19 protein-coding genes and 1 tRNA gene are annotated in these 20,479 nt (G+C 62.4%); 14 read left to right on the top strand and 6 right to left on the bottom strand.

Features of this window, described 5'->3' with window-relative positions:
• Positions 1–38: 38 nt before the first annotated feature.
• The 9 genes from ispE (at position 39) to JC616_RS20095 (ending at position 6,980) form a co-directional block, all read left to right on the top strand.
• Positions 39–896 (top strand): 4-(cytidine 5'-diphospho)-2-C-methyl-D-erythritol kinase, encoded by an 858-nt coding sequence (ispE, locus tag JC616_RS20135; protein WP_107800630.1) that lies wholly within the window; start codon positions 39–41, stop codon positions 894–896.
• 7 nt (positions 897–903) lie between these two features.
• A tRNA-Gln gene (locus tag JC616_RS20130) sits at positions 904–978 on the top strand.
• Positions 979–1,066: 88 nt separating this feature from the next.
• The gene (locus JC616_RS20125; protein ID WP_043589892.1) at positions 1,067–2,050 is read left to right on the top strand and encodes a ribose-phosphate pyrophosphokinase; all 984 of its coding nucleotides are present in this window, start codon (positions 1,067–1,069) and stop codon (positions 2,048–2,050) included.
• 60 nt (positions 2,051–2,110) lie between these two features.
• Positions 2,111–2,398 carry a 50S ribosomal protein L25 gene (gene rplY / locus JC616_RS20120; protein WP_043589895.1) on the top strand — a complete coding sequence of 96 codons (288 nt, stop codon included), beginning with the start codon at positions 2,111–2,113 and terminating at the stop codon, positions 2,396–2,398.
• 90 nt (positions 2,399–2,488) lie between these two features.
• Complete coding sequence (gene pth / locus JC616_RS20115; RefSeq protein ID WP_227105019.1) at positions 2,489–3,070, top strand: aminoacyl-tRNA hydrolase; 582 nt, start codon at positions 2,489–2,491, stop codon at positions 3,068–3,070.
• Positions 3,071–3,146: 76 nt separating this feature from the next.
• The gene (gene ychF / locus JC616_RS20110) at positions 3,147–4,238 is read left to right on the top strand and encodes a redox-regulated ATPase YchF (protein WP_227105018.1); all 1,092 of its coding nucleotides are present in this window, start codon (positions 3,147–3,149) and stop codon (positions 4,236–4,238) included.
• A gap of 113 nt (positions 4,239–4,351) precedes the next feature.
• Positions 4,352–5,326, top strand: coding sequence for a GumC domain-containing protein (locus tag JC616_RS20105; RefSeq protein WP_227105017.1), 975 nt, complete (start codon positions 4,352–4,354; stop codon positions 5,324–5,326).
• A gap of 138 nt (positions 5,327–5,464) precedes the next feature.
• Positions 5,465–6,238: a transporter substrate-binding domain-containing protein gene (locus JC616_RS20100; protein ID WP_264372986.1), complete on the top strand. Its 774-nt coding sequence runs from the start codon at positions 5,465–5,467 to the stop codon at positions 6,236–6,238.
• Between the two features lie 79 nt (positions 6,239–6,317).
• A complete protein-coding gene (locus JC616_RS20095; protein ID WP_118268338.1) occupies positions 6,318–6,980 on the top strand; it encodes an amino acid ABC transporter permease in 663 nt (220 codons plus the stop codon).
• 52 nt (positions 6,981–7,032) lie between these two features.
• Here the strand turns inward: JC616_RS20095 and JC616_RS20090 are convergent, their stop codons facing one another.
• Positions 7,033–8,787 carry an AMP-dependent synthetase/ligase gene (locus JC616_RS20090; protein WP_227105015.1) on the bottom strand — a complete coding sequence of 585 codons (1,755 nt, stop codon included), beginning with the start codon at positions 8,785–8,787 and terminating at the stop codon, positions 7,033–7,035.
• Positions 8,788–9,021: 234 nt separating this feature from the next.
• Between JC616_RS20090 and JC616_RS20085 the strand changes: the two genes are divergently transcribed.
• The 3 genes from JC616_RS20085 to JC616_RS20075 all read left to right on the top strand — a co-directional run bounded on the left by JC616_RS20085 (position 9,022) and on the right by JC616_RS20075 (position 12,141).
• Positions 9,022–10,167: a trans-sulfuration enzyme family protein gene (locus JC616_RS20085; protein WP_227105014.1), complete on the top strand. Its 1,146-nt coding sequence runs from the start codon at positions 9,022–9,024 to the stop codon at positions 10,165–10,167.
• Between the two features lie 55 nt (positions 10,168–10,222).
• Positions 10,223–11,278 carry an NAD(P)H-dependent flavin oxidoreductase gene (locus tag JC616_RS20080; RefSeq protein ID WP_227105012.1) on the top strand — a complete coding sequence of 352 codons (1,056 nt, stop codon included), beginning with the start codon at positions 10,223–10,225 and terminating at the stop codon, positions 11,276–11,278.
• A gap of 80 nt (positions 11,279–11,358) precedes the next feature.
• Positions 11,359–12,141, top strand: a complete 783-nt coding sequence (locus JC616_RS20075; protein WP_227105009.1) for a ferredoxin--NADP reductase — start codon at positions 11,359–11,361, stop codon at positions 12,139–12,141.
• A gap of 19 nt (positions 12,142–12,160) precedes the next feature.
• Here JC616_RS20075 and JC616_RS20070 read toward each other — a convergent pair whose 3' ends face one another.
• Together JC616_RS20070 and JC616_RS20065 are read right to left on the bottom strand one after the other, a co-directional pair.
• Positions 12,161–12,610, bottom strand: coding sequence for a GNAT family N-acetyltransferase (locus tag JC616_RS20070; protein ID WP_227105008.1), 450 nt, complete (start codon positions 12,608–12,610; stop codon positions 12,161–12,163).
• Positions 12,611–12,615: 5 nt separating this feature from the next.
• Complete coding sequence (locus JC616_RS20065; protein ID WP_107800620.1) at positions 12,616–13,227, bottom strand: LysE family translocator; 612 nt, start codon at positions 13,225–13,227, stop codon at positions 12,616–12,618.
• Between the two features lie 107 nt (positions 13,228–13,334).
• Here JC616_RS20065 and JC616_RS20060 point away from each other — a divergent pair, with 107 nt between their 5' ends.
• Complete coding sequence (locus JC616_RS20060; protein WP_227105006.1) at positions 13,335–13,724, top strand: DUF488 domain-containing protein; 390 nt, start codon at positions 13,335–13,337, stop codon at positions 13,722–13,724.
• Positions 13,725–13,786: 62 nt separating this feature from the next.
• Complete coding sequence (locus JC616_RS20055) at positions 13,787–14,416, top strand: LysE family translocator (RefSeq protein ID WP_227105004.1); 630 nt, start codon at positions 13,787–13,789, stop codon at positions 14,414–14,416.
• Positions 14,417–14,572: 156 nt separating this feature from the next.
• Here JC616_RS20055 and JC616_RS20050 read toward each other — a convergent pair whose 3' ends face one another.
• From JC616_RS20050 to JC616_RS20040, 3 genes are all read right to left on the bottom strand, one after another.
• On the bottom strand, positions 14,573–16,006 hold the full coding sequence (locus JC616_RS20050; RefSeq protein ID WP_227105002.1) for a sensor histidine kinase: 1,434 nt from the start codon (positions 16,004–16,006) through the stop codon (positions 14,573–14,575).
• A 105-nt stretch (positions 16,007–16,111) separates the two neighbouring features.
• Positions 16,112–18,367 (bottom strand): arginine/lysine/ornithine decarboxylase, encoded by a 2,256-nt coding sequence (locus JC616_RS20045; RefSeq protein WP_107800617.1) that lies wholly within the window; start codon positions 18,365–18,367, stop codon positions 16,112–16,114.
• Positions 18,368–18,800: 433 nt separating this feature from the next.
• The gene (locus tag JC616_RS20040) at positions 18,801–20,321 is read right to left on the bottom strand and encodes a phospholipase D-like domain-containing protein (RefSeq protein ID WP_107800616.1); all 1,521 of its coding nucleotides are present in this window, start codon (positions 20,319–20,321) and stop codon (positions 18,801–18,803) included.
• Positions 20,322–20,479: the final 158 nt, after the last annotated feature.

Below are 20,479 nucleotides of genomic sequence, written 5' to 3'. Positions count from 1 at the left end.
TCCGTATTATTTCTATTGATTGCCATGGTGTTCTGTTGATGAGTTCCCCCGTATTCCAAGACTTTCCGGCCCCGGCCAAGCTCAATCTCTTATTGCACGTCGTCGGCAAGCGCCCGGACGGCTATCATTTGCTGGAGACGGTGTTCCGCTTTGTCGACTTCAGCGACACCGTGTCGCTGGCCTTGCGCGACGACGGCCGCATCGTGCTGGAGACGCCGATCGCCGGCGTGGACCCGGAGCAGGACCTGACGGTGCGCGCGGCGCGTCTATTGCAGGCCCATGCCCAGTGCGGGCTGGGCGTGGCCATTCGTCTGGACAAAAAGATACCGATGGGCGGCGGTTTGGGCGGCGGAAGCTCCGACGCCGCCACCGTTTTGCTGGCCTTGAATCGTATGTGGGGACTGAATCTGCCGCGGGCGACTTTGCAGGAACTGGGCTTGAAGCTGGGCGCGGACGTTCCGGTGTTTATTTTCGGGCGCAGCGCGCTGGCCACCGGCGTTGGCGAAAAACTGAATGAAATCAAATTGAAGCCGGCATGGTATGTGGTAATTCACCCTCAGGTGCAGGTGCCCACCGGCAAAGTATTTCAAAATTTTTCGCAAGAGGTGTTGACAGAGGTAGGGGTCGTCGGCATAATGCGAATCCTCGAAACAACGCAGCAGCGACGAAACGATCTGCAAAACGTTGTTTCGAATATGTACCCAGCGGTGAATGAAGTGCTGACCGAATTAAGAAAATATGGTTCGCCGCTGATGACTGGTTCCGGTTCCTGCGTGTTTCTGGAGTGCCAGTCTAAAGACGAAGCCGATAAAGTTTATCAGGCGGTGTCGATAAAATATAAGGGGTTTTTAGCAAAAGGACTCGATGTCCATCCCTTAATCGACAGCGCTGAATAAAGGTTACTGGGGAGTCGCCAAGTGGTAAGGCACCGGATTTTGATTCCGGCATTCGTAGGTTCGATCCCTACCTCCCCAGCCAAGACTTTCTCTCAATAAGAGAGAGCATGAAAAAAGCGTGTAAGAATCCCTTACACGCTTTTTCTTTATCTAGCTAAGGCACACGAATCATGGCGGCATACGACAGTTTGATGGTATTCACCGGGACCGCGAACCCGGAACTGGCCCAAAACGTAGTCAAACATCTGGATATCTCGTTGGGACGCGCCGACGTCGGCAAGTTCAGCGACGGCGAAGTGGCGGTGGAGCTGCTGGAAAACGTACGCGGACGCGACGTGTTCATTCTGCAGTCGACCTGTGCGCCGACCAATGACAATCTGATGGAAATCCTGACTATGGCCGACGCGCTCAAACGCGCTTCGGCCGGTCGTATTACCGCGGCGATTCCATACTTCGGCTATGCGCGCCAGGACCGCCGTCCGCGTTCCGCCCGCGTGCCGATCTCCGCCAAGCTGGTGGCCAATATGCTGACCAGCGCCGGCATCGACCGGGTGCTGACCGTCGATCTGCACGCCGACCAGATTCAGGGCTTCTTCGACATCCCGGTGGACAACGTCTACGCGACGCCGGTGCTGCTGAAGGACATCCGCTCGCAGCGCATCGAAGATCTGATCGTGGTCAGCCCCGACGTGGGCGGCGTGGTGCGCGCCCGCGCGATGGCCAAGGCCTTGAACACCGATCTGGCCATTATCGACAAGCGTCGTCCCAAGGCCAATGTGGCCGAGGTGATGAACATCATCGGCGACGTGTCCGGCCGTACCTGCCTGATCGTCGACGATATGATCGACACCGCCAACACCCTGTGCAAGGCGGCCAGCGCTCTGAAAGAGCGCGGTGCCCAGCGCGTGCTGGCCTATGCGACTCACCCGATCTTCTCCGGTCAGGCGATTGATCGCATCAAGAATTCCGACATCGATATGGTGGTGGTGACCGACACCATCCCGTTGACCGCCGAGGCCAAAGCCTGCCCGAACATCCGGGTGGCCTCCATCGCCGGCCTGCTGGCCGAGACGCTGCGCCGGATCAACAACGAAGAATCGGTGTCCTACCTCTTCAATGAGGAACTGGTTGCGGCGGGCGCCTGCCTGCCGTGAACATCGGGCCCGCTGGTCGCGGCGGGCCGGGTGCTTTTAATCTGAAACTGGAGTTTTGCCATGTCTTTTGAATATACCGCCAGCAAGCGTGAAGAGTCGGGTACGAGTGCGAGCCGCCGCCTGCGTCACGCCGGCCAGGTTCCGGCCGTTGTTTACGGCGCTTCCAAAGAAGCCGTATCCATCGTTCTGGACCACAACACCATGTACTACGCGCTGAAGAACGAAGCGTTCCACACTTCCGTTCTGGATCTGGTGATCGACGGCCAGAAAGAACAAGTTAAAGTGGCTGCGTTCCAAATGCACCCGTACAAACAGCAAGTAATGCACATCGACTTCGCTCGCGTGTAATCTAGCTGCCGTGCCGTCTGACGGTAACGGTTGAAAAGCTCGTTGCTAGCCGTCGGCCCGCAACGAGCTTTTTCATTTGGAACAGAGAATATGTCCGGCATTCGCCTGATAGTCGGCCTGGGCAACCCCGGCGCCGAATACGATAGAACGCGCCATAACGCCGGTTTCTGGCTGGTGGACGAGTTGTGCTGGCGCTATAAGGGCAGCTGGCGCACGGAAGGCAAGTTTCAAGGCGACGTCGCCCGCGTGGACATCGAGGGACAGGACGTCTGGCTGCTCAAGCCGATGACCTATATGAATCTGTCCGGACAGGCGGTGTTGGCGCTGGCCCATTTTTACAAGATTCTGCCGGACCAGATCCTCGTGGTGCACGATGAGCTGGACCTGCCGCCCGGCGCGGCCCGCTTCAAGCAGGGCGGCGGTCACGGCGGCCACAATGGTTTGAAGGACATCGCCGCGCGGCTGAGCTCGCCGGCCTTCTGGCGTTTGCGCCTGGGGATCGGCCATCCGGGAGACCGCAACGAAGTCGCCAATTTCGTGCTGAAGAAGCCGCGCGCCGAGGAACAGCAGGCGCTGGACGAGGCGATTGAGCAGGCTTTGCGGCAATTGCCGGCGGCCATCGGCGGCAAGATGGCGGCGGCGATGAAGGAATTGCACACCGCGGCCAAATGAGCCGCTGGGCAAATCGCCGGCTTGCCGCTATGCTGCGGCAGAACAAGATTTTTCAAGAATTCGAAGGAATGCGGACATGAGTCTGAAATGCGGTATCGTCGGCCTGCCCAATGTGGGCAAGTCCACCCTGTTCAATGCGCTGACCAAGGCCGGCATCGAAGCCGCCAACTATCCCTTCTGCACCATCGAGCCCAATGTCGGCATCGTGGAAGTGCCGGATCAGCGGCTGGCCGAACTGGCCAAGATCATCAATCCGCAACGCATCCAGCCGGCCATCGTCGAATTCGTCGACATCGCCGGCCTGGTGGCAGGCGCCTCCAAGGGCGAGGGCCTGGGCAACCAGTTCCTGGCCAATATCCGGGAGACCGACGCCATCGTCAACGTGGTGCGTTGCTTCGAAGACGAGAACATCGTTCACGTCGCCGGCAAGGTGGATCCGATCGCCGACATCGAAACCATCGGCACCGAGCTGGCGCTGGCCGACCTGTCCGCGGTGGAAAAGGCGATGACGCGCGAAGGCAAGAAGGCCAAGTCCGGCGACAAGGACGCGCGCGCGCTGATCGCGGTGCTGGAGAAGCTGGTGCCGCATCTGGATCAGGGCCTGCCGGCGCGCTCGCTGGACTTGAGCCCGGAAGAAATGGTCTTGGTCAAGCCGCTGTGTCTGCTGACGATCAAGCCGGCGATGTATGTGGCCAACGTGGCTGAAGACGGCTTCAGCAACAATCCCTTGCTGGAGCGGGTGCAGCAACTGGCCGACAAGGAAGGCGCGCCGGTGGTGGCCTTGTGCGCGGCGATCGAGTCCGAAATCGCCGAGCTGGACGACGCCGACAAGGCCGAATTCCTGGAGACGCTGGGTCTGGAAGAGCCTGGTCTGGATCGTCTGATCCGCGCGGGTTACAAGCTGCTGGGCTTGCAGACCTACTTCACCGCAGGCGTTAAGGAAGTGCGAGCTTGGACGATTCATATCGGCGACACCGCGCCGCAGGCGGCCGGCGTGATCCACACCGATTTCGAACGCGGCTTCATCCGCGCGCAGACCATCGCCTATACTGACTTTATCGCGCTGGGCGGCGAAGCCAAGGCCAAGGAGGCCGGCAAGATGCGGGCCGAGGGCAAGGACTACGTGGTCCAGGACGGCGATGTGATGAACTTCTTATTTAATGTGTGATCTTATCGGATCGAAATAAAGGCATGCAGCTCTGGCTCATGCCTTTATTTTTGTAAGTCTACTGAGATGCGGCAAAATAGTGCCGACTGGATGTAAATAAAAGGGAACACGTTTTGGAACGCCAAGCTGAAGTCGCTGATGAGATTAGTCTGATTGATATTATTCGTTTCTGTAAAGAACAATGGCGTTTGATGGTTTTCCTTCCCATCATCGCCGCGCTGGCGGCGGTGGCCGTAGTGTTGAATATGGAAGACAGGTATGCGGCGACATCTCTGCTCCTCGTGCCCGCGCCGCTGGGTCCTCAGGGCGGCGCCAGCGTGTTGAAGGATAATGTGATGCTGGGCGAGGCGGCGGCTCATTTTGAGCTGGCCAAGCATTACGGCGTGACTGGCGCGGACAAGGCCAAGCTCAGCTTGTTGGACAATCTCAAAGTTTCCGCGGGAAAAGACGGTTTGCTTGAAGTCTCGGTCCAGGATGTGGACGCGGCATTTGCCGCCCGGCTCGCCAACTACCTGGTGGAGCAGACCCGGCAGCGGATTCTGGGCTTGCACGTGACGGAACAGAGCAAGAAATACCTGGTGTTGCAGGAGCGGATCAAGGTGGTGCAAGGTCAGGTGTCGGGAGCGAAGCGCGAGCAGAAGCAGCTGGGCGCGGTAGCCGAGACCTTCCTGAACAGCGAATCGGCGCGTGTGATCGAGAGTTTCGCGCGCTTGGAAGCGCAAATGAACGCTCAGCAAATGGAAGGGAATAGCCCGGTACAGTCGTCTTTATTGCAACTGCGCGCGGAATTGGAGCGCAGCAATCCGCAGGTCAAGTCCATCTCTCCGAGGCAGTTGGCTACGATGCGTGATTTGTTCTTCTATCAGGCCACGTTGGAGGAGCTGCAGAAGCAGGCTTCGGTGGCCAGAGCGTTGATGTCGCAGGATGTGCAGGTGGTGTTGCCGGCAAGCCCCCCTTTGGAAAAGGCGGGACCAAAACGGACTATGATCGTGTTGCTGGCCGGTCTGGGGGGCTTTGTCTTGGCGGTATTGATTGGCTTGGGGTGTAAGTTGGGGGTAACGCTGCGCCAGCGCTTGCAAGCAGAGTAAGATGAATTGACATCATGGCCGCTTTTCGCGGCCATTGTTCTATCTAGAACTTGGCAGCGCCAACGGCTAGTGATATTCTCGCTTTTGACTATTTTGTTTTTCAAAATTACCAAAGGTTATATTGATATGTGCAAGCTGATGACGCTTCTCGTAATGGCGGGCCTGGCTGGCCAGGTGTTCGCGGCGGACTTGCTGGATACGGTCAAGCAGCGCGGCAGCCTGAAAATCGCGTTGGAAGGCACTTACCCGCCGTTCAACTTCAAGGACGCCAAACAGCAGCTGACGGGTTTCGATGTCGAGATCGCCACTGAAATCGCCAAGCGTCTGAAAGTGAAGCCGGCATTCACCACGGCGGAGTGGAGCGGCCTGCTGGCGGGCTTGCAGGCCGGCAAGTTCGACATCGTGGTCAATCAGGTGGGCGTGACCGACAAACGCAAGGACGTGTTCGACTTCTCGCAGCCCTACACCTACTCCAGCGCGCAGTTGATCGTGCGCAAGAACGAGAGCCGCGTTTTCAAGAGCCTGGCGGACCTGAAAGGCAAGAAGCTGGGCGTGGGCCAGGGCAGCAATTACGCCGATATGGCCAAGGCCGTGGCCGGCATCGAGGTGAAAACCTATCCCGGCGCGCCCGAATACCTACAGGATCTGGCCAGCGGCCGCGTGGACGCGGCGCTGAACGACAGCTTGCTGATTCCCTTCGCCATCAAGCAGGCCAAGTTGCCCTTGAAGGCAGGCGCACCGGTGGGCGAGGTGGCGACGATGGCTATCCCGTTCGCCAAGAACAATCCGCAGTTCAAGGCGGCGATAGACAAGGCGCTGGGCGAGATGAAGGCCGACGGCAGCTTCAAGAAGATCTCGGTCAAATGGTTCGGCATCGACGTGTCGAAAGCGCCGGCGGCGGCCAAGAAATAAGCGGCAGTTGATTTCAGAGTGGATAGGGCTAGACGCCCCTGCTTGCGCGGGGGCGTCGGTTTTTTTTGGAAAAACGTGAATGACTGACTGGATCGTCCTGTTCGAATCGGCGCTGCCGGTGCTATTGCAAGGCGCGGGCTATACCTTGATGTTCGCGGTGGTTTCCATGATCCTGGGGCTGGCGCTGGGTTTCGTCGTGGCCTTGCTGCGAGTGGCGCAAGTGCCGGTCCTGGCGCAACTGGCCGCCTTCTATGTCAGCGCGATGCGCGGCACTCCGCTCTTGGTGCAGATTTTCGTCATCTATTACGGCTTGCCCGGCGCGGGCATCGAGTTGGGGCCGGTGACGGCGGGCATTCTGGCCTTGACGCTGAATGTGGCCGCCTATTTGTCGGAAAGCCTGCGCGGCGGCATCGCCGGCGTGCACCGCGGCCAGTGGGACGCCGGCCTGTCCTTGGGCCTGAGCTGGTGGCAGACCATGCGCCACATCATCGCTCCGCAGGCTTTGCGCTTGTCGGTGCCCAGCCTGTCCAATTCGCTGATCAGCCTGATCAAGGATACTTCGCTGGTATCGGTGATCACCGTGACCGAATTGATGCTGGCGACCAAGGAAGTGATCGCCCAGACCTTTCAGCCCTTGCCGCTCTATCTGGCGGCGGCGGCGATCTACTGGGTGCTGAGCGCCAGCTTCGAGCGGGTGCAGGGTTATGTGGAGCGGCGGCTGGAATTGGCCCATAAGCGTTGACCGCCGTCTCCAAGCAAAAAGCCCCGCGTTGCGGGGCTTTGTCGCATCCGGCTCAGGCCGGGGCGTAGAGGTTTTCTATCATTGCGCGGCAGCGTTCGGCGATCACCTTGCGGCGCAGCTTCAGCGTGGGCGCCAATTCGCCGGCGTCGACGCACCAGGGCTTGTCGATCAGGGTGAATTTCTTGATGTGCTCCCAGTTGCCGAAGTAGCGGTTGAAGCGCTTGATCTCGCGGTCAATCAACTCGACGATCTTGGGGTGGCTGCTCATCTCGCTGTCGGTGGTGTAGGCGATGCCGTGTTCGGCGCACCATTCCTTCAGTTTCTCGAAGAGCGGGACAATCAGCGCCGCCGCGTACTTCTGACCGTCGCCCACCACCATGATCTGGTCGATGAAGGCGGATTCCTTCAGCTTGTTCTCCAGCGCTTGCGGCGCAATGTATTTGCCGTTGCTGGTCTTGAACATTTCCTTTTTGCGGTCGGTGATGCGCAGATAGCCGTGTTCCAGCACGCCGATGTCGCCGGTGTGCAGCCAGCCGTTGTTCAGCGCTTCGGCGGTGAGTCCCGGCTCCTTGTAATAGCCGAGCATCACATTGTCGCCGCGCACCAGGATTTCGCCGTCGTCGGCCAGGCGCACTTCCACGCCGGGCAAGGGCAGGCCCACGCTGCCGATCCGAGTGTCCCGGGCGTTGAACGGGTTGGCGGAGATCACCGGCGCGGATTCGGTCATGCCGTAGCCCTCCGCCACCGACACGCCGCAGGCCCAGAACAGGCGCGCCAGTCGCGGCTGCAGCGCGGCGGAACCGACATTGATCCATTTGAGCTCGCCGCCCATCGCGGCGCGCCACTTGCGGTAAACCAGCTTGTCGGCCAGCGCGTGCTTGGCGGCTTCCAGCGGCGAGCGGCGGGCGTTGGGGTCGAAGCGCTCGGCGCGCTCCACGGCCCACAGATAAAGACGGCGTTTGAAGCCGCTGAGTTCGCGCGCCTTGCCCACCAGTTTGTCGTGCACTTTCTCCAGCACGCGCGGCACCGCGCTGAAGGTGTGCGGACGGATGTCGGCGAGCGCGGAAGACAGGCATTCCACGCTGGAGAAGTAAACGCCGGCGCTGCTGTACATATAGTAGAAGACCCCGGCGCGCTCGAAGATGTGCGACAGCGGCAAAAAGCTCAGCGCGCGGCATTCTCCGTGCGGCAGGCGGGTGAATTCCGCGGTGGCGACCACGGTGCTGAGCACGTTGCGGTGCGACAGCATCACGCCTTTGGAGCGTCCGGTGGTGCCGGAGGTGTAAATGATGGTGTAGACGTCGTCCGGCTGGATCGCGTCGCGGCGGCGTTCCAGCTCGGCCTGCCGCTCCGGTTTGGCCAGGGCCAGGATTTCGGTCCAGGACGGGCAGCCGTCGATCTGGCTCAGGCCGTAGATCGGGCAGCTGAATTTGCCCAGCGCCTCATGCAATTTGCGTTGCAATGCGGCATTGCCGACGAAAGCGAGCTTGACCTCGGCATGAGTCAGGATATAGCGTGCATCATCAAGGGTCATGGTGGGATAGAGCGGCACGCTGACGGCGCCGATTTGCTGCAGCGCCAGATCGGCCAGCACCCATTCTATGGAGTTGTCGGCGGCGAGGGCGACTTTGTCGCCGTTGGCGATGCCCAACTCCAGCAGACCCAGGCTGAAGCGGTTGACGCTGTCCGCGACTTCCTCGGTGGACAACCTGCGCCATTCCTTGCCGGTTTTGGCGGCGAGGCAGTCGGTGCGCGGGTGGCGTTCGAGTTGGCGGGGCAGGATGTCAAATACGCGTTCTAGCTTCATTCGTACAATTGTTTGAATGCGAAACGCTGCAAAATAGTCCTAAAGAGCGTGGATGTAAAGCCAAAGCTGCTAAAAATTTAGTCAAGATCAAGGGAGTAGTCGCCGTTTTAACGGCGGTTTCCTTGAAGTTTTCGAAAAATGATGAAAGAGTCATGGCTGCGGCGCGCTAGAAGCTTGATTGCGGTCGGTTTGTCCGACAAGGCGGACAAGTGAATGATTTTTTGAGGAAAAGTCGTGAAATTTGCAACCAGATCCATTCATGCCGGCTATGACAACGCAGAGCATGGCAAGGCGGTGATGCCGCCGGTGTACCAGACTTCGGTGTTCGAATACGGCCATGTCGGCGAATCCATGCCCTTTGTGTACGCCCGTACCGGCAATCCCACGCGGGCGGCGCTGGAGGCCTGCCTGGCCAGCCTGGAGAACGCCCGCCACGGCCTGGCCTTTGCCAGCGGCATGGCGGCCATCGACGCGGTGCTGCGCGCCTGCCTGAAGCCGGGCGACGAGGTGATCGCGGTGGCGGACCTTTATGGCGGCGCTTACCGGCTGCTGAGCAAGGTGATGGAGCCGGCGGGCGTCAAGGTCACTTTCGCGGATTTGAGCGATAGCCGGAACCTGACGGCGCTGATCAGCGCGCGGACCAAGCTGCTGTGGCTGGAGTCGCCCACCAACCCCTTGCTGGGCATGGTGGACATCGCGGAACTGGCCCGGATCGCGCACGCGCACGGCGCCCGAGTGGCGGTGGACAGCACTTTCGCCACGCCTTATCTGCAGAACCCGCTGGATCTGGGGGCAGATGTCGTTGTGCATTCCGCCACCAAGTATCTGGCCGGCCACTCCGACGTGTTGCTGGGCCTGGCGGCCGTCAACGACGAGGCGCTGCACCGCGAGATCAAATTCATTCAGAACGCGGCGGGAGCGGTGCCGGGGCCTCAGGATTGCTTCCTGACCCTGCGCGGCATCAAGACCCTGCATCTGCGCATGGATCGCCATTGCGACAACGCGGAGCGGGTGGCGGATTACCTGCGATCTCATCCCAAGGTGGAGCGGGTGTTCTTTCCGGGGCTGCCGGAGCATCCGGGCCATGAACTGGCCCGCCGGCAGATGCGTCGCTTCGGCGGCATCGTCAGCATCTGGCTGAAGGACGACAGCCGCGCGGCGGCCAGCCGCTTGGCCGAGCGGTTGAAGCTGTTCGCGCTGGCCGAATCGCTGGGCGGGGTCGAATCGCTGATCAACCACAGCTACACCATGTCGCACGGCGGCATGCCGCCGGAGCAGAAGGCTCAATTGGGCATCCGCGAAGGCGGGGTGAGGCTGTCGATAGGCATAGAGGATATCGACGATATCCTGGCCGATCTGGAGCAGGCTCTGGCGGACTGAGCTGACTGCGCTATTCTTTCAACCGACGCCCGCGCGGGCGTAATCGAGGAAATATATGGCTTCCGCTTTGTGCCGTCGCTGGCAGTTGCGCACCCCTTTGATTCAGGCGCCGATGGCGGGCGGCGCCACCTCTCCGGCCTTGGTGGCCGCGGTCAGTCAGGCCGGCGGCCTGGGGTTTCTGGCGGCGGCGCTGCTGCCGCCCGAACGCCTGCTCAGCGAAGCCGCCGCGGTGCGGCGCCTCACCGACAAGCCATTCGGCATCAATCTATTCGTACAGGACGATCCCGCTCCCAGCGAGGAGGCCTTGCGGCAGGCGCTGGAATGGCTGGCGCCGCTGCACCGGGAGCTGGGGCTGCCGGCGCCGCAGATCCCTGATCGCTTCTGCGAGCCGTTCGCGCGCCAGTTCGAAGCGCTGCTGGAGGCCAAGCCGGCGGCGGCCAGCTTCACCTTCGGTATTCTCAATCGCCATCAGCTCAAGCTCTTGAAACAGGCCAAGATAGATGTGATCGGCACCGCCACCAATATGGCGGAAGGGCTGGCCTGGGCCGAACTGGGCGCGGACGCGATCTGCGCCCAAGGCAGGGAAGCCGGCGGCCATCGCGGCACCTTCATCGGACGGCCCCAGGACAGCCTGCGGCCCACTTTGTCGCTGGTCTATGAATTGGCGCAGAACCAGCCGCTGCCGGTGATCGCCGCAGGCGGCATCATGCATGGACGCGACATCGCCGCAGCGATGCGCCACGGCGCCCAAGCCTGCCAGTTGGGCACCGCGTTTTTGCGTTGCCCGGAGTCCGGCATTTCCGCCTTGTGGAAAAGCGAGCTGGCCAAGGCCGCGCCCGGCGGCACCCGTTTGACTCGAGCGTTTTCCGGCCGTTACGCGCGCGGCCTGAACAACCGTTATATGCAGTTGATGGCCGACAAGGAAGACCTGGTGCCGGCGTATCCGGTGATGAACGCCTTGACCGGGCCCTTGCGCGCCGCGGCGGCCAAGGCCGGGCTGAGCGATTTTCTGTCCTTGTGGGCCGGGGAAAACGTGGCGGCCGGCCGCGAGCTGGCGGCGGGGCAACTGGTCGCCACGCTGCACGAGGAATGGCTGGCCGCTTATCGTTGAGCGCCGCCGCGGTGCAGGCTTGAAGCCGGCGTCGATCTGGAGCACAATACTTGAGTAATTTACTTGGGTATTGGCGAGCAATGGATACAGCGATCGAAGAAAAGTACACGGTTCAACCCATCTTGTGGCTGCGGCGCTGGGCGGACAATCTGCTCAGCTTCCGCTTGCGGCGGCCGGACGCCTATCGTTTTGAGCCGGGGCAGTTCGCGAGGCTGGGCCTGCCGTTGGGCGAACACGGCGGTCAGGTGTGGCGGGCGTATTCGATGTGTTCGGCAGTGACCGACGAGTATCTGGAGTTCTATTCCATCGTGGTGCCGGACGGCCAGTTCAGTTCGCGTCTGGCGCAGCTGCAGGTAGGCGCGGAAGTGATGTTGGACAAGAAGGCGATGGGCTTCTTCCTGGCGGACCGCTTGCCGGCGGGCAAGGATTTGTGGTTGTTGGCCACCGGCACAGGTTTGGCGCCGTATTTGTCGATTCTGCAAGACCCCGCTCAGTGGCAACGTTTTGATCGCATCGTGCTGGCGCACTGCGTGCGGCACGCCGCTGAGCTCAGTTATCAGGATTTCATCGCCGAGCTGAGCGAACACCCCTTGTGGGACGAGCACGGCCACAAGTTGCAATACTTGCCCATCGTCACGCGCGACGCGCCGGAGGGCGTGTTGAACGAGCGCATCCCAGCCTTGCTGGCCAATGGCGGTTTGGAGCGGGCGGTGGGGCTGGCGATGTCGCCGGAAAACTCGCGCTTCATGATTTGCGGCAACCCGGCCATGGTGGAGGATACCCACCGGCAATTGATGAAGATGGGCTACCGGATGAGCCGGCAGAGCGCGCCGGGTCATCTGGTGTTGGAAAACGGTTGGTAGCCGACGCGCCCAGGGCGGCCTATAAGTCCTTGCTCATGAACAGGCTGAGCGGGTCGGGCTGGTAGGCGCCGAAGGGCGGGCAGGGCTTGAAACCGGCGCGCTGGTACAGGCCGATCGCCTCAGGCTGGGACACGCCGGTCTCCAGTTTCAGCGCGGACAGGCCGGCGGAGCGCGCTTCCCACTCCAGGCGCGCCAGCAGCGCCTGGGCCACGCCCTTGCCGCGTTGGGACGGCGCCACGAACATGCGTTTGATCTCGCCGTAATCCTCATGCGGCACCAGCGCGGCGCAGCCGACCGCCGCGAGCTTCTCGTCGCGCGCGACGATGAAATGCGCCCGTGGCGGTTCCAGCGCCGCCGGGTCCATCAGATGATTGCTTTCCGCCGGATAGAGCGCGGCCTGGTATGCGTCCAGCTGGCTTATCAAGGCCAGCACATCGGCTTGTCGCGGCGACTCCAGCTGCAGACGCATGGCGTTTACCTGTTGGAGTTGGCGAGCAGGGCGCCGAACAGCAGGAAGGTCGCGCCGCCGGCCTTGTTCACCCATTTGCCGCCGCGGTCGCTGGCCAGCCAGCGGCGCGCGCGTTGCGCGGTGAGCGCGTACACGGTGTGGATCAGGATGATCAGGCCGCTGAAGGTGCCGACCAACAGCAGGAATTGCGGCGCGTAGGCCCCCTGAGTGTCGATGAACTGCGGAAAGATGGACAGAAAGAAGAAGATGGACTTGGGGTTGGTCAGCTGTACCGCCATGCCTTCTCCAAAGCGCCTGGCAAAGCCGCGCGGCTGGCTTGGGATTTCATCGAAGCGAAAAGCCGGCGCGCGCAGCAGTTTGACGCCCAGATAAAACAGGTAAGCGGCGCCTATCCATTTCATCACAGTGAAGGCCAGCGCCGACGCGGCCAGCAACAGGCCGAGGCTGGTGGCCGACACGCCGGCGACGATGAAGGAACCGCAGGCGGTGCCGAGAATGCCGCCAAGGGTGCCGCGCAGGCCGAAGCGCAGCGAATTGGTCAGGGTCATCAAAATGCCGGGGCCGGGGCTGAGCACGGTGGCCGCGGCCATCAGCAGATAAAGCGAATAGTGTTGCATGAGGATTGTTCGCGTAGGGGGCGGGCCCTTAGTCTACGCAGGCTTGGCCATCGATGACAATGTTGTTGCGCGCGGCGCATGGGCCGCGCCGTTTTGGAGAACGAGCGATGACGATACGCGTGGTGCAATTGGGCAGTCCGCGTCACCCGCAGGAGGGTACGCGCATCGGCACGGTGCGGCGGCCGCCGCGCGGCGTGCCCAAGGAGGCCTTCGCCAGCGGCGATTGGTACGATGTGTGGTTTCCCAACCTGGCGCCCAGCGCGGAACTGGTGAAACAGGCGCAGGCGGCGCAGAGCGCAGCCGAATGGCAGACGTTCGAGCGGGCGTATCGCGCGGAGATGAAGGCGCCGGAGCAAAGCCGCGAGCTGGACTTGCTGGCGGCTTTGTCGCACGGCAGCCACTTTTCCATAGGCTGTTACTGCCAGGACGAGGCGCACTGTCACCGCTCGGTGTTGCGGGCCTTGTTGCGGGAGCGCGGCGCGGCGCTGGTGGAGTGAGGCTTTGATTCCGCCGGGCCGGCTTGTATCATATCGCTTTGTATTCGTCCGGAATGTCCGCCATGCCTGATTTGTCCACGCTATTACTGTTCAGTCTCGCCTGCGTCGCGCTGGCGGCGACGCCGGGGCCGGATATGTTGCTGATCGCCAGCCGCAGCGCCAGTCAGGGACGCAAGGCCGGCTTCGCCACCCTGGCGGGCATTCAACTGGGCACGTATTGCCACGCGCTGGCGGCGGCCTTCGGTTTGGCGCAGTTGTTCGTGCACGCGCCGCTGGCCTACGATGCGGTCCGCATCGCCGGCGCCGCCTATCTGTTCTATCTGGCCTGGACGACGCTGCGCAGCCGCAGCGTGTTGAGCGTGCCGGGCGCCGCGGGCGCTCAGTCTATGCCGCGCATCGTGGCCCAGGGCCTGCTCACCAATCTGCTCAATCCCAAGATGGCGCTCTTCGTGCTGGCTTTGTTTCCCCAGTTCGTGCATCCGTCAGCGGGGCTGGTCTCGCTGCAGATCATGGTGTTGGCGACCTTGTTGAACGCGATCGGCCTGCTGATCAATGGGGCGATCATCCTGGCGGCCAGCCGTTTCGGACGCGCGCTTGGCGACAGGCTGGGGAGCAGCCGGCTGCCGCAATGGCTGCTGGCTTCGGTGTTCGGCGGGCTGGCTTTGCGGCTGGCGCTGGCGAGCAAGAACTGAGAGCCTGTTCAAAAGCTTGAGGGCAGGGGCGAGGCGAAGAGAACACAAGCGAAATGTACGAGCGCTCATGAGCATTGTGAGCTTGTTTTTAACGGCCGGCTCCATCCATCTCACCGAAGCACAGCAGATTTTTGAACGGGTTTGACGCGCGCCGCCTCAGGCGCCGCGTTTGGCCCAGGGCAGTATCAGTTGGGCGATGACGCCGCCGTTGGCGGCGTTTTGCACGTGCAGCTTGCCGCCTTGGGCCCGCGCCAAGGTCTCGCAGAGCGGCAGCCCCAGGCCCATGCCGCGCGAGCGGGTGGTGAAGAAGGGCAGGAAGATCTTGGGCAGGATGGCTTCGGGAATGCCCGGGCCGTTGTCTATGACCTTGAAACGGTAGTTGTGGCCGTCGCTTTCGCCGCTGATCACAATGCGGCCGCCTTGTTCCTGCAGCGCGTCGCAGGCGTTCTGCACCAGGTTGTGCAGAATCTGTTCCAGCGCGGTGCGTTCCGCGCGCGGCCATTCGTCCGGGCTTAAATTATTCCATTCCAGGGTGATGTTCTGGTTCGCCAATTCCGCCTGGCGCAGAAACAGCAATGAGTTCACCAGCGCGTCGGGATCCAGCGGCGTGGTGTCCGTCGCTTTGGGATGGGCCAGCAGGCGGCTGAGCCGGCTGATCAGGGCCGCGGCGCGGCGCGCTTGCGCGCCGGTGGCGAGCAGGGTGTCGCGCGCGGCTTCGCGTTGCGAGGGCTCGTCCAGCGTCCGTTCCAGCTGGCGGGTATTGGCGATGATGGCGGTCAGCGGCGGATTCAATTCCTGCGCCAGCCCGGCCATCATTTCATTCAGGGTATTGAGCCGGGCTTGAGCGGCCAGACGGTCCTGCTGTTGCTGGCGCTGTTGAGAGGCGCGTTGCCTATGCCTGGCGTACAGGGCGACGGCGACGGCGGCGAGCAGCGCGTTCCACAGCAGGATTTCCATCCAGGGCAAGCTGTCCCAACTCAAGGCGGTGCGGCTGGACAGGCGGAAGGGTTGGCTGGCGCTGGGCAGCTTGCGGTCCAGGCTCAGATCCCAATCATTGGCAGACGCGCCGGCCTTGCGTTGCAGCAGTTCGATGCGGTGGCCGCGCAATTGCAGCGAGATGTTTTCCAGCGGCTCGGGCAGTTCGGCCTGGACCAGCATGCGCAACGGGTCGATCAACAGCGCCCAGCCGTCCGGGCTTTGCAGCCAGTAGCGTTGTTGCGCGTCGAAGCTGAGCAGGGTCTGGCCTTGTTGCTGGGCTTGCCACAGCAAGGCCAGCGGCGGACGCAGGCCGCTAGGATCGCCATGCCATTGCTGTTGTCGCCAAAAACCGATGGCGCTCAGCTGAGGCATGGCGGTTTGTAGGCGCTTGAGCATGTCGGCGGGCAAACGGCTTTGTTCCGAAGCGGCCAGGGTGGCCAGCACCGCATCGTGTTGCGAAGCTTTCTGGCTCAGCAGGCGCAGGGTAATGAAGGATTCCTGGCGGAAGCGCTGTTCCAATGCGCCAAACTGGCGCCAGCCCAGCCATAGGCAACCCGCCAGGCTGAGCAAGAGCCAGGCGGTGAGGGCGTAGCGGCGGTCCAATGACATCATGGCGGCGATTATCGCACGCCGCCGCGAGCGCGCCAGCCTGGTGTGTTAAGGATTATTGTGTAGAAATTGTGCGGCGGCGCGCCGGCGGAGCGCCGCCGCCCTTTCTCATTTCACGCAGTCGACGCAGTAGACCCTGCGGCCGTCCAGTTCCGTCGCCACCAGCCCGTGCACATCGGTTTCGAAGCCGGGCAGCTCGCGGTTGAAGTCTTGGGCGAAGCGCAGGTAGTCGACGATGGTCTTGTTGAAGCGCTCGCCGGGAATCAGCAGCGGGATGCCCGGCGGGTAGGGCGTCAACAGCACCGCGGTGACGCGGCCTTCCAGTTGCTCCACCGGCACGCGTTCGATCTCGCGGTGGGCCATCTTGGCGAAGGCGTCGGCCGGACGCATCGCCGGCTCCATTTCCGACAGATAGATCTCGGTGGTGATGCGGGCCACATCGTGCTTGCTGTAGAGCTGATGGATGCGCTGGCACAGATCGCGCAGGCCGACGCGCTCGTATTGCGGGTGCTGGGCGATGAATTCCGGCATCACCCGCCACATCGGCTGGTTTTTGTCGAAGTCGTCCTTGAATTGCTGCAGCAGGGAGATCAGCGTGTTCCAGCGGCCCTTGGTGATGCCGATGGTGAACATGATGAAGAAGCTGTACAGCCCGGTCTTTTCCACCACCACGCCGTGTTCGGTCAGATACTTGGTGACGATGGCGGCGGGAATGCCCATCTCTTCGAAACTGCCGTCCACATCCAGGCCCGGAGTCAGCACCGTGGCCTTGATCGGGTCCAGCATATTGAAGCCGTCCTCAATGCCGACGAAGCCGTGCCAGCGCTCGTTCGGGCGCAGTTGCCATTCGGCCGGGTCGCAGATGCCGTCGTCGGACAGATCGTCAGGTCCCCAGACGCTGAACCACCAGTCGCGGCCGTATTCCTCGTCCACCTTGCGCATGGCGCGGCGGAAGTCCAGCGCCTCCACCAGCGATTCTTCCACCAGCGCCTGTCCGCCCGGCTGTTCCATCATCGCCGCCGCCACATCGCAGCTGGCGATGATGGAGTACTGCGGGCTGGTGGACGTGTGCATCAGATAGGCTTCGTTGAACCAAGCGGTGTCCAACTGGCGTTGCTCCGGGTCCTGTACCAGGATCTGCGAGGCCTGGCTGATGCCGGCCAGCAGTTTGTGGGTGGACTGGGTGGAGAAGATCAGGCTGTCCTTGCAGCGCGGGCGGCCTTCGCCGATGGCGTGGAAGTCGCCGTAGAAGTCATGGAAGCCGGCGTGCGGCAGCCAGGCTTCGTCGAAGTGCAGGGTATCGACCTCGCCGTCCAGCAGATGCTTGATGTCCTCCACGTTGTAGATAATGCCGTCGTAGGTGGACTGGGTCAGAGTCAGGATGCGGGGCTTGGCTTGCGGGTTTTTGGCCAGCGCTTCGCGGGCGAAGGGGTTGGCCTGGATTTTCTTCTTGATATTGTCGAGCTGGAATTCGGACTTAGGAATCGGGCCGATGATGCCGTAGTGGTTGCGCGTCGGCATCAGGAACACCGGGATGGCGCCGGTCATCATGATGGCGTGCAGATTGGATTTGTGGCAGTTGCGGTCCACCAGCACGATGTCGCCGGCCGCCACGCAGCTGTGCCAGACGATTTTGTTGGAAGTGGAGGTGCCGTTGGTGACGAAGAACAGGTGGTCGGCGTTGAAGATGCGCGCGGCATTGCGTTCCGAAGCGGCGATGGGGCCGGTGTGGTCCAGCAGCTGGCCCAGTTCGTCCACCGCGTTGCAGACGTCGGCGCGCAGCATGTTTTCGCCGAAGAACTGGTGGAACATCTGGCCCACCGGGCTCTTCAGGAAGGCGACGCCGCCGGAATGGCCGGGGCAGTGCCAGGAGTAGGAACCGTCGTGGGCGTAATCCACCAGCGCGCGGAAAAACGGCGGCGCCAGGCTGTCCAGATAGCTTTTGGCCTCGCGGATGATGTGGCGGGCGACGAACTCCGGCGTGTCCTCGTGCATGTGAATGAAGCCGTGCAACTCGCGCAGGATGTCGTTGGGAATGTGGCGCGCGGTGCGGGTTTCGCCGTATAGATAGACCGGGATGTCCGGATTGCGGCGGCGGATTTCCGCGACGAAGCCGTAGAGCTTGCCCAGCGCTTCCTGCGCCGCGTCCTCGGTGTGGAATTCCTCGTCGTCTATCGACAGGATGAAGCCGGCGGCGCGGCTTTGCTGCTGGGCGAAGGAAGTCAGGTCGCCGTAGCTGGTGTAGCCGATCACGCTCATGCCTTCCGCCTCCATGGCGGCGGCGAGTTCGCGGATGCCGGAGCCGCTGGTGTTTTCCGAGCGGAAGTCCTCGTCGATGATCACGATGGGGAAATGAAAACGCATACCTGAGTCCTTGTTGCTGTTAACTCGGACACGCGCGGGGGCGGGACGCGGATGGGCCGTCGGCTCGCCGTGGGCGAGGGCCGAAGCCGCGGGCACCTGTAACCCTTTGCGGTGTCACTCGGTGCGCGTTGGGGCGCAGTTCTGTACGCACGGGCAGACCGGGGTCCGCCGCCGCCATGGAGGCTGGCCTTGAGGCGCGAATAAAAACAGGGCGCTTTGCGCCGCGGTCCGTAGTCGGCTCGCGCTGTGCTGTCTGCGCGGGCGGCACGTCTGCCGGCCTGGAGAACATCCCAAGAAAGCGCGCATTTTAGACCTTTTGCTTGTCATGTTGTTGCGCAGCAAAATTTTTTCCGCGAAAAAAACGCCTGACGGCGGCCAGGCGCGATGCGGCGGCGATGTCTTGGGGACATCAGCCCAAGTCAACGGATTGTTTTTAATCGCATTTGTCCTGGGGCGAGCCATCTTGCTCGCCAGCCGGCGCGGCCGGCGGAGGCTGTTGTTTTTTGCCACGCCTGGCCCAGTACAAGCCCAGAGCCTTGGCGACGATGGCGCCGCCGCTGAGCAGCAGTAAAAAGAGCAAGGGCGCGGCCACCAGCCAGGGGAAGAAGGCGATCAGTCCGGCGAAGATCAGCAGCGCCATGCCTATGGTCAGGAAGGCGGACGCCTCGCTGGCGTCGACATTGCGGGTGCCGCGCACCACCACGCCCAGCGCGTCGCCGATCCGCGCTGCTTGCCGCGCGGCGGCGCTGGCGCCGCTGAGGGCGGCGGTATGCGGCGGCAGCAGCAGGCCGTGATAGTCCTTGGGCCGCGGCTTGGTCAGCGTCGGGCGGCGGCGCTGGCCGGCCAGGATCACTTCGGTGGCGTGGTCCAGATCCTGAAGGAACCGCTCGGCCAGCTTTTCCGCCAAGGCCTGGTCCTCCACCGCCACGTCCAGTTCGCGGTTGGCCAGCCAGCTCGACAGATTGAGGTTGGTGGAGCCGATGCGCGCCCAGCGGCCGTCCGCCACCGCGGTTTTGGCGTGGATCATCGGGCCGTCCCATTCGAAGACGCGCACGCCGGCCTCCAGCAGCGGGCGGTACTGGGTACGCGACACCGTGGCGATCCAGCCGATGTCGCTGGAGCGCGGCACCAGCAAGCGGACGTCGACGCCGTCTCGCGCGGCCTGTTTCAGCGCGGTCAGATACATGCTGGTGCCCATGAAGTAGGCGTCGGTCAGCCACAGGGTGCGTCGGGCGAAGCAGGCGATCAGCAAGTCCAGCCGCATCATTTGCGCGGTGGCGGGCGTGGTGGCGATCAGGCGCGCCGCCACCGCGCCGCAGTTTTCCAATGGCGGCGGCGTCAGCCATTCCGCGGACAGCGGGCCGCCGCAGCTGGCCCAGCTGTCGGCGAAGGCCGCCAGCGCGTCGGCCGCCAGCGGTCCGCTGAATTTGACGCCGGTATCGCGCCAGGGCTCTTGGCCGCGCTCCGGACGGCCTTCCCAGCTGGAGCTGATGCACAGGCCGGACACGAAGACGGTCCGGCGGTCGATCACGATCAGCTTGCGATGATTGCGCCCCAGCATGCTGAGGCCGGCGGTCAGAGACGGCGGGTTGTAGGCGCGCAATTCCGCTCCCGCGGCCTGCAAGGGCTTGAAGAAACTGCCCAGATGCGTTTTCCAGCTGCCCAGCCAATCGTAAAGCAGGCAGACCTTCACTCCGGCGCGCGCGCGTTCAATCAGCAGATCCCGTATGCGCAGGCCAAACGCGTCCTTGGCGAAGATATACATCTCGATGAAGATCGATTCCCGGCTGTCGGCGATGGCCTGTTCCCAAGCCGGGAAGTTCTCCACGCTGTCGTAGAGCAGTTCCAGCTGATTGCCGCCCACCAGCGGGGCGCCGGCGGAGCGGGAAAACGCCTGCTCGGCCAGGTGTCGGATCAGCTCCTGATTGGCGGGGTGGGGGGACAGAATGGGCATTATATTTGGCTATTGTTTGACAATATACTGAATTTGGTTGAAATCGCCATTTTGGATGTCCTTGACAAGGCGGCTTGACAGTCGTTTTATTGAACGTTCGCGTCACAAAATCACAATTAATCCGCCGTGAAAACACGATTTTTCGACATCGAAAAATC

This window comes from Chromobacterium rhizoryzae, assembly GCF_020544465.1.
Classification (GTDB): domain Bacteria; phylum Pseudomonadota; class Gammaproteobacteria; order Burkholderiales; family Chromobacteriaceae; genus Chromobacterium.
The sequence above is the reverse complement of the archived record's forward strand: the minus strand, read 5'-3'. Positions and strand labels throughout refer to the sequence as shown.

What these genes read in the sequence shown, in the direction of transcription:
- ispE (WP_107800630.1), top strand. Translation starts at nt 39, where the DNA reads ATGAGTTCCCCCGTATTCCAAGACTTTCCGGCCCCGGCCAAGCTCAAT.
- JC616_RS20125 (WP_043589892.1), top strand. Translation starts at nt 1,067, where the DNA reads ATGGCGGCATACGACAGTTTGATGGTATTCACCGGGACCGCGAACCCG.
- rplY (WP_043589895.1), top strand. Translation starts at nt 2,111, where the DNA reads ATGTCTTTTGAATATACCGCCAGCAAGCGTGAAGAGTCGGGTACGAGT.
- pth (WP_227105019.1), top strand. Translation starts at nt 2,489, where the DNA reads ATGTCCGGCATTCGCCTGATAGTCGGCCTGGGCAACCCCGGCGCCGAA.
- ychF (WP_227105018.1), top strand. Translation starts at nt 3,147, where the DNA reads ATGAGTCTGAAATGCGGTATCGTCGGCCTGCCCAATGTGGGCAAGTCC.
- JC616_RS20100 (WP_264372986.1), top strand. Translation starts at nt 5,465, where the DNA reads ATGACGCTTCTCGTAATGGCGGGCCTGGCTGGCCAGGTGTTCGCGGCG.
- JC616_RS20095 (WP_118268338.1), top strand. Translation starts at nt 6,318, where the DNA reads ATGACTGACTGGATCGTCCTGTTCGAATCGGCGCTGCCGGTGCTATTG.
- JC616_RS20090 (WP_227105015.1), bottom strand. Translation starts at nt 8,787, where the DNA reads ATGAAGCTAGAACGCGTATTTGACATCCTGCCCCGCCAACTCGAACGC.
- JC616_RS20080 (WP_227105012.1), top strand. Translation starts at nt 10,223, where the DNA reads ATGGCTTCCGCTTTGTGCCGTCGCTGGCAGTTGCGCACCCCTTTGATT.
- JC616_RS20075 (WP_227105009.1), top strand. Translation starts at nt 11,359, where the DNA reads ATGGATACAGCGATCGAAGAAAAGTACACGGTTCAACCCATCTTGTGG.
- JC616_RS20070 (WP_227105008.1), bottom strand. Translation starts at nt 12,610, where the DNA reads ATGCGTCTGCAGCTGGAGTCGCCGCGACAAGCCGATGTGCTGGCCTTG.
- JC616_RS20065 (WP_107800620.1), bottom strand. Translation starts at nt 13,227, where the DNA reads ATGCAACACTATTCGCTTTATCTGCTGATGGCCGCGGCCACCGTGCTC.
- JC616_RS20060 (WP_227105006.1), top strand. Translation starts at nt 13,335, where the DNA reads ATGACGATACGCGTGGTGCAATTGGGCAGTCCGCGTCACCCGCAGGAG.
- JC616_RS20055 (WP_227105004.1), top strand. Translation starts at nt 13,787, where the DNA reads ATGCCTGATTTGTCCACGCTATTACTGTTCAGTCTCGCCTGCGTCGCG.
- JC616_RS20050 (WP_227105002.1), bottom strand. Translation starts at nt 16,006, where the DNA reads ATGATGTCATTGGACCGCCGCTACGCCCTCACCGCCTGGCTCTTGCTC.
- JC616_RS20045 (WP_107800617.1), bottom strand. Translation starts at nt 18,367, where the DNA reads ATGCGTTTTCATTTCCCCATCGTGATCATCGACGAGGACTTCCGCTCG.
- JC616_RS20040 (WP_107800616.1), bottom strand. Translation starts at nt 20,321, where the DNA reads ATGCCCATTCTGTCCCCCCACCCCGCCAATCAGGAGCTGATCCGACAC.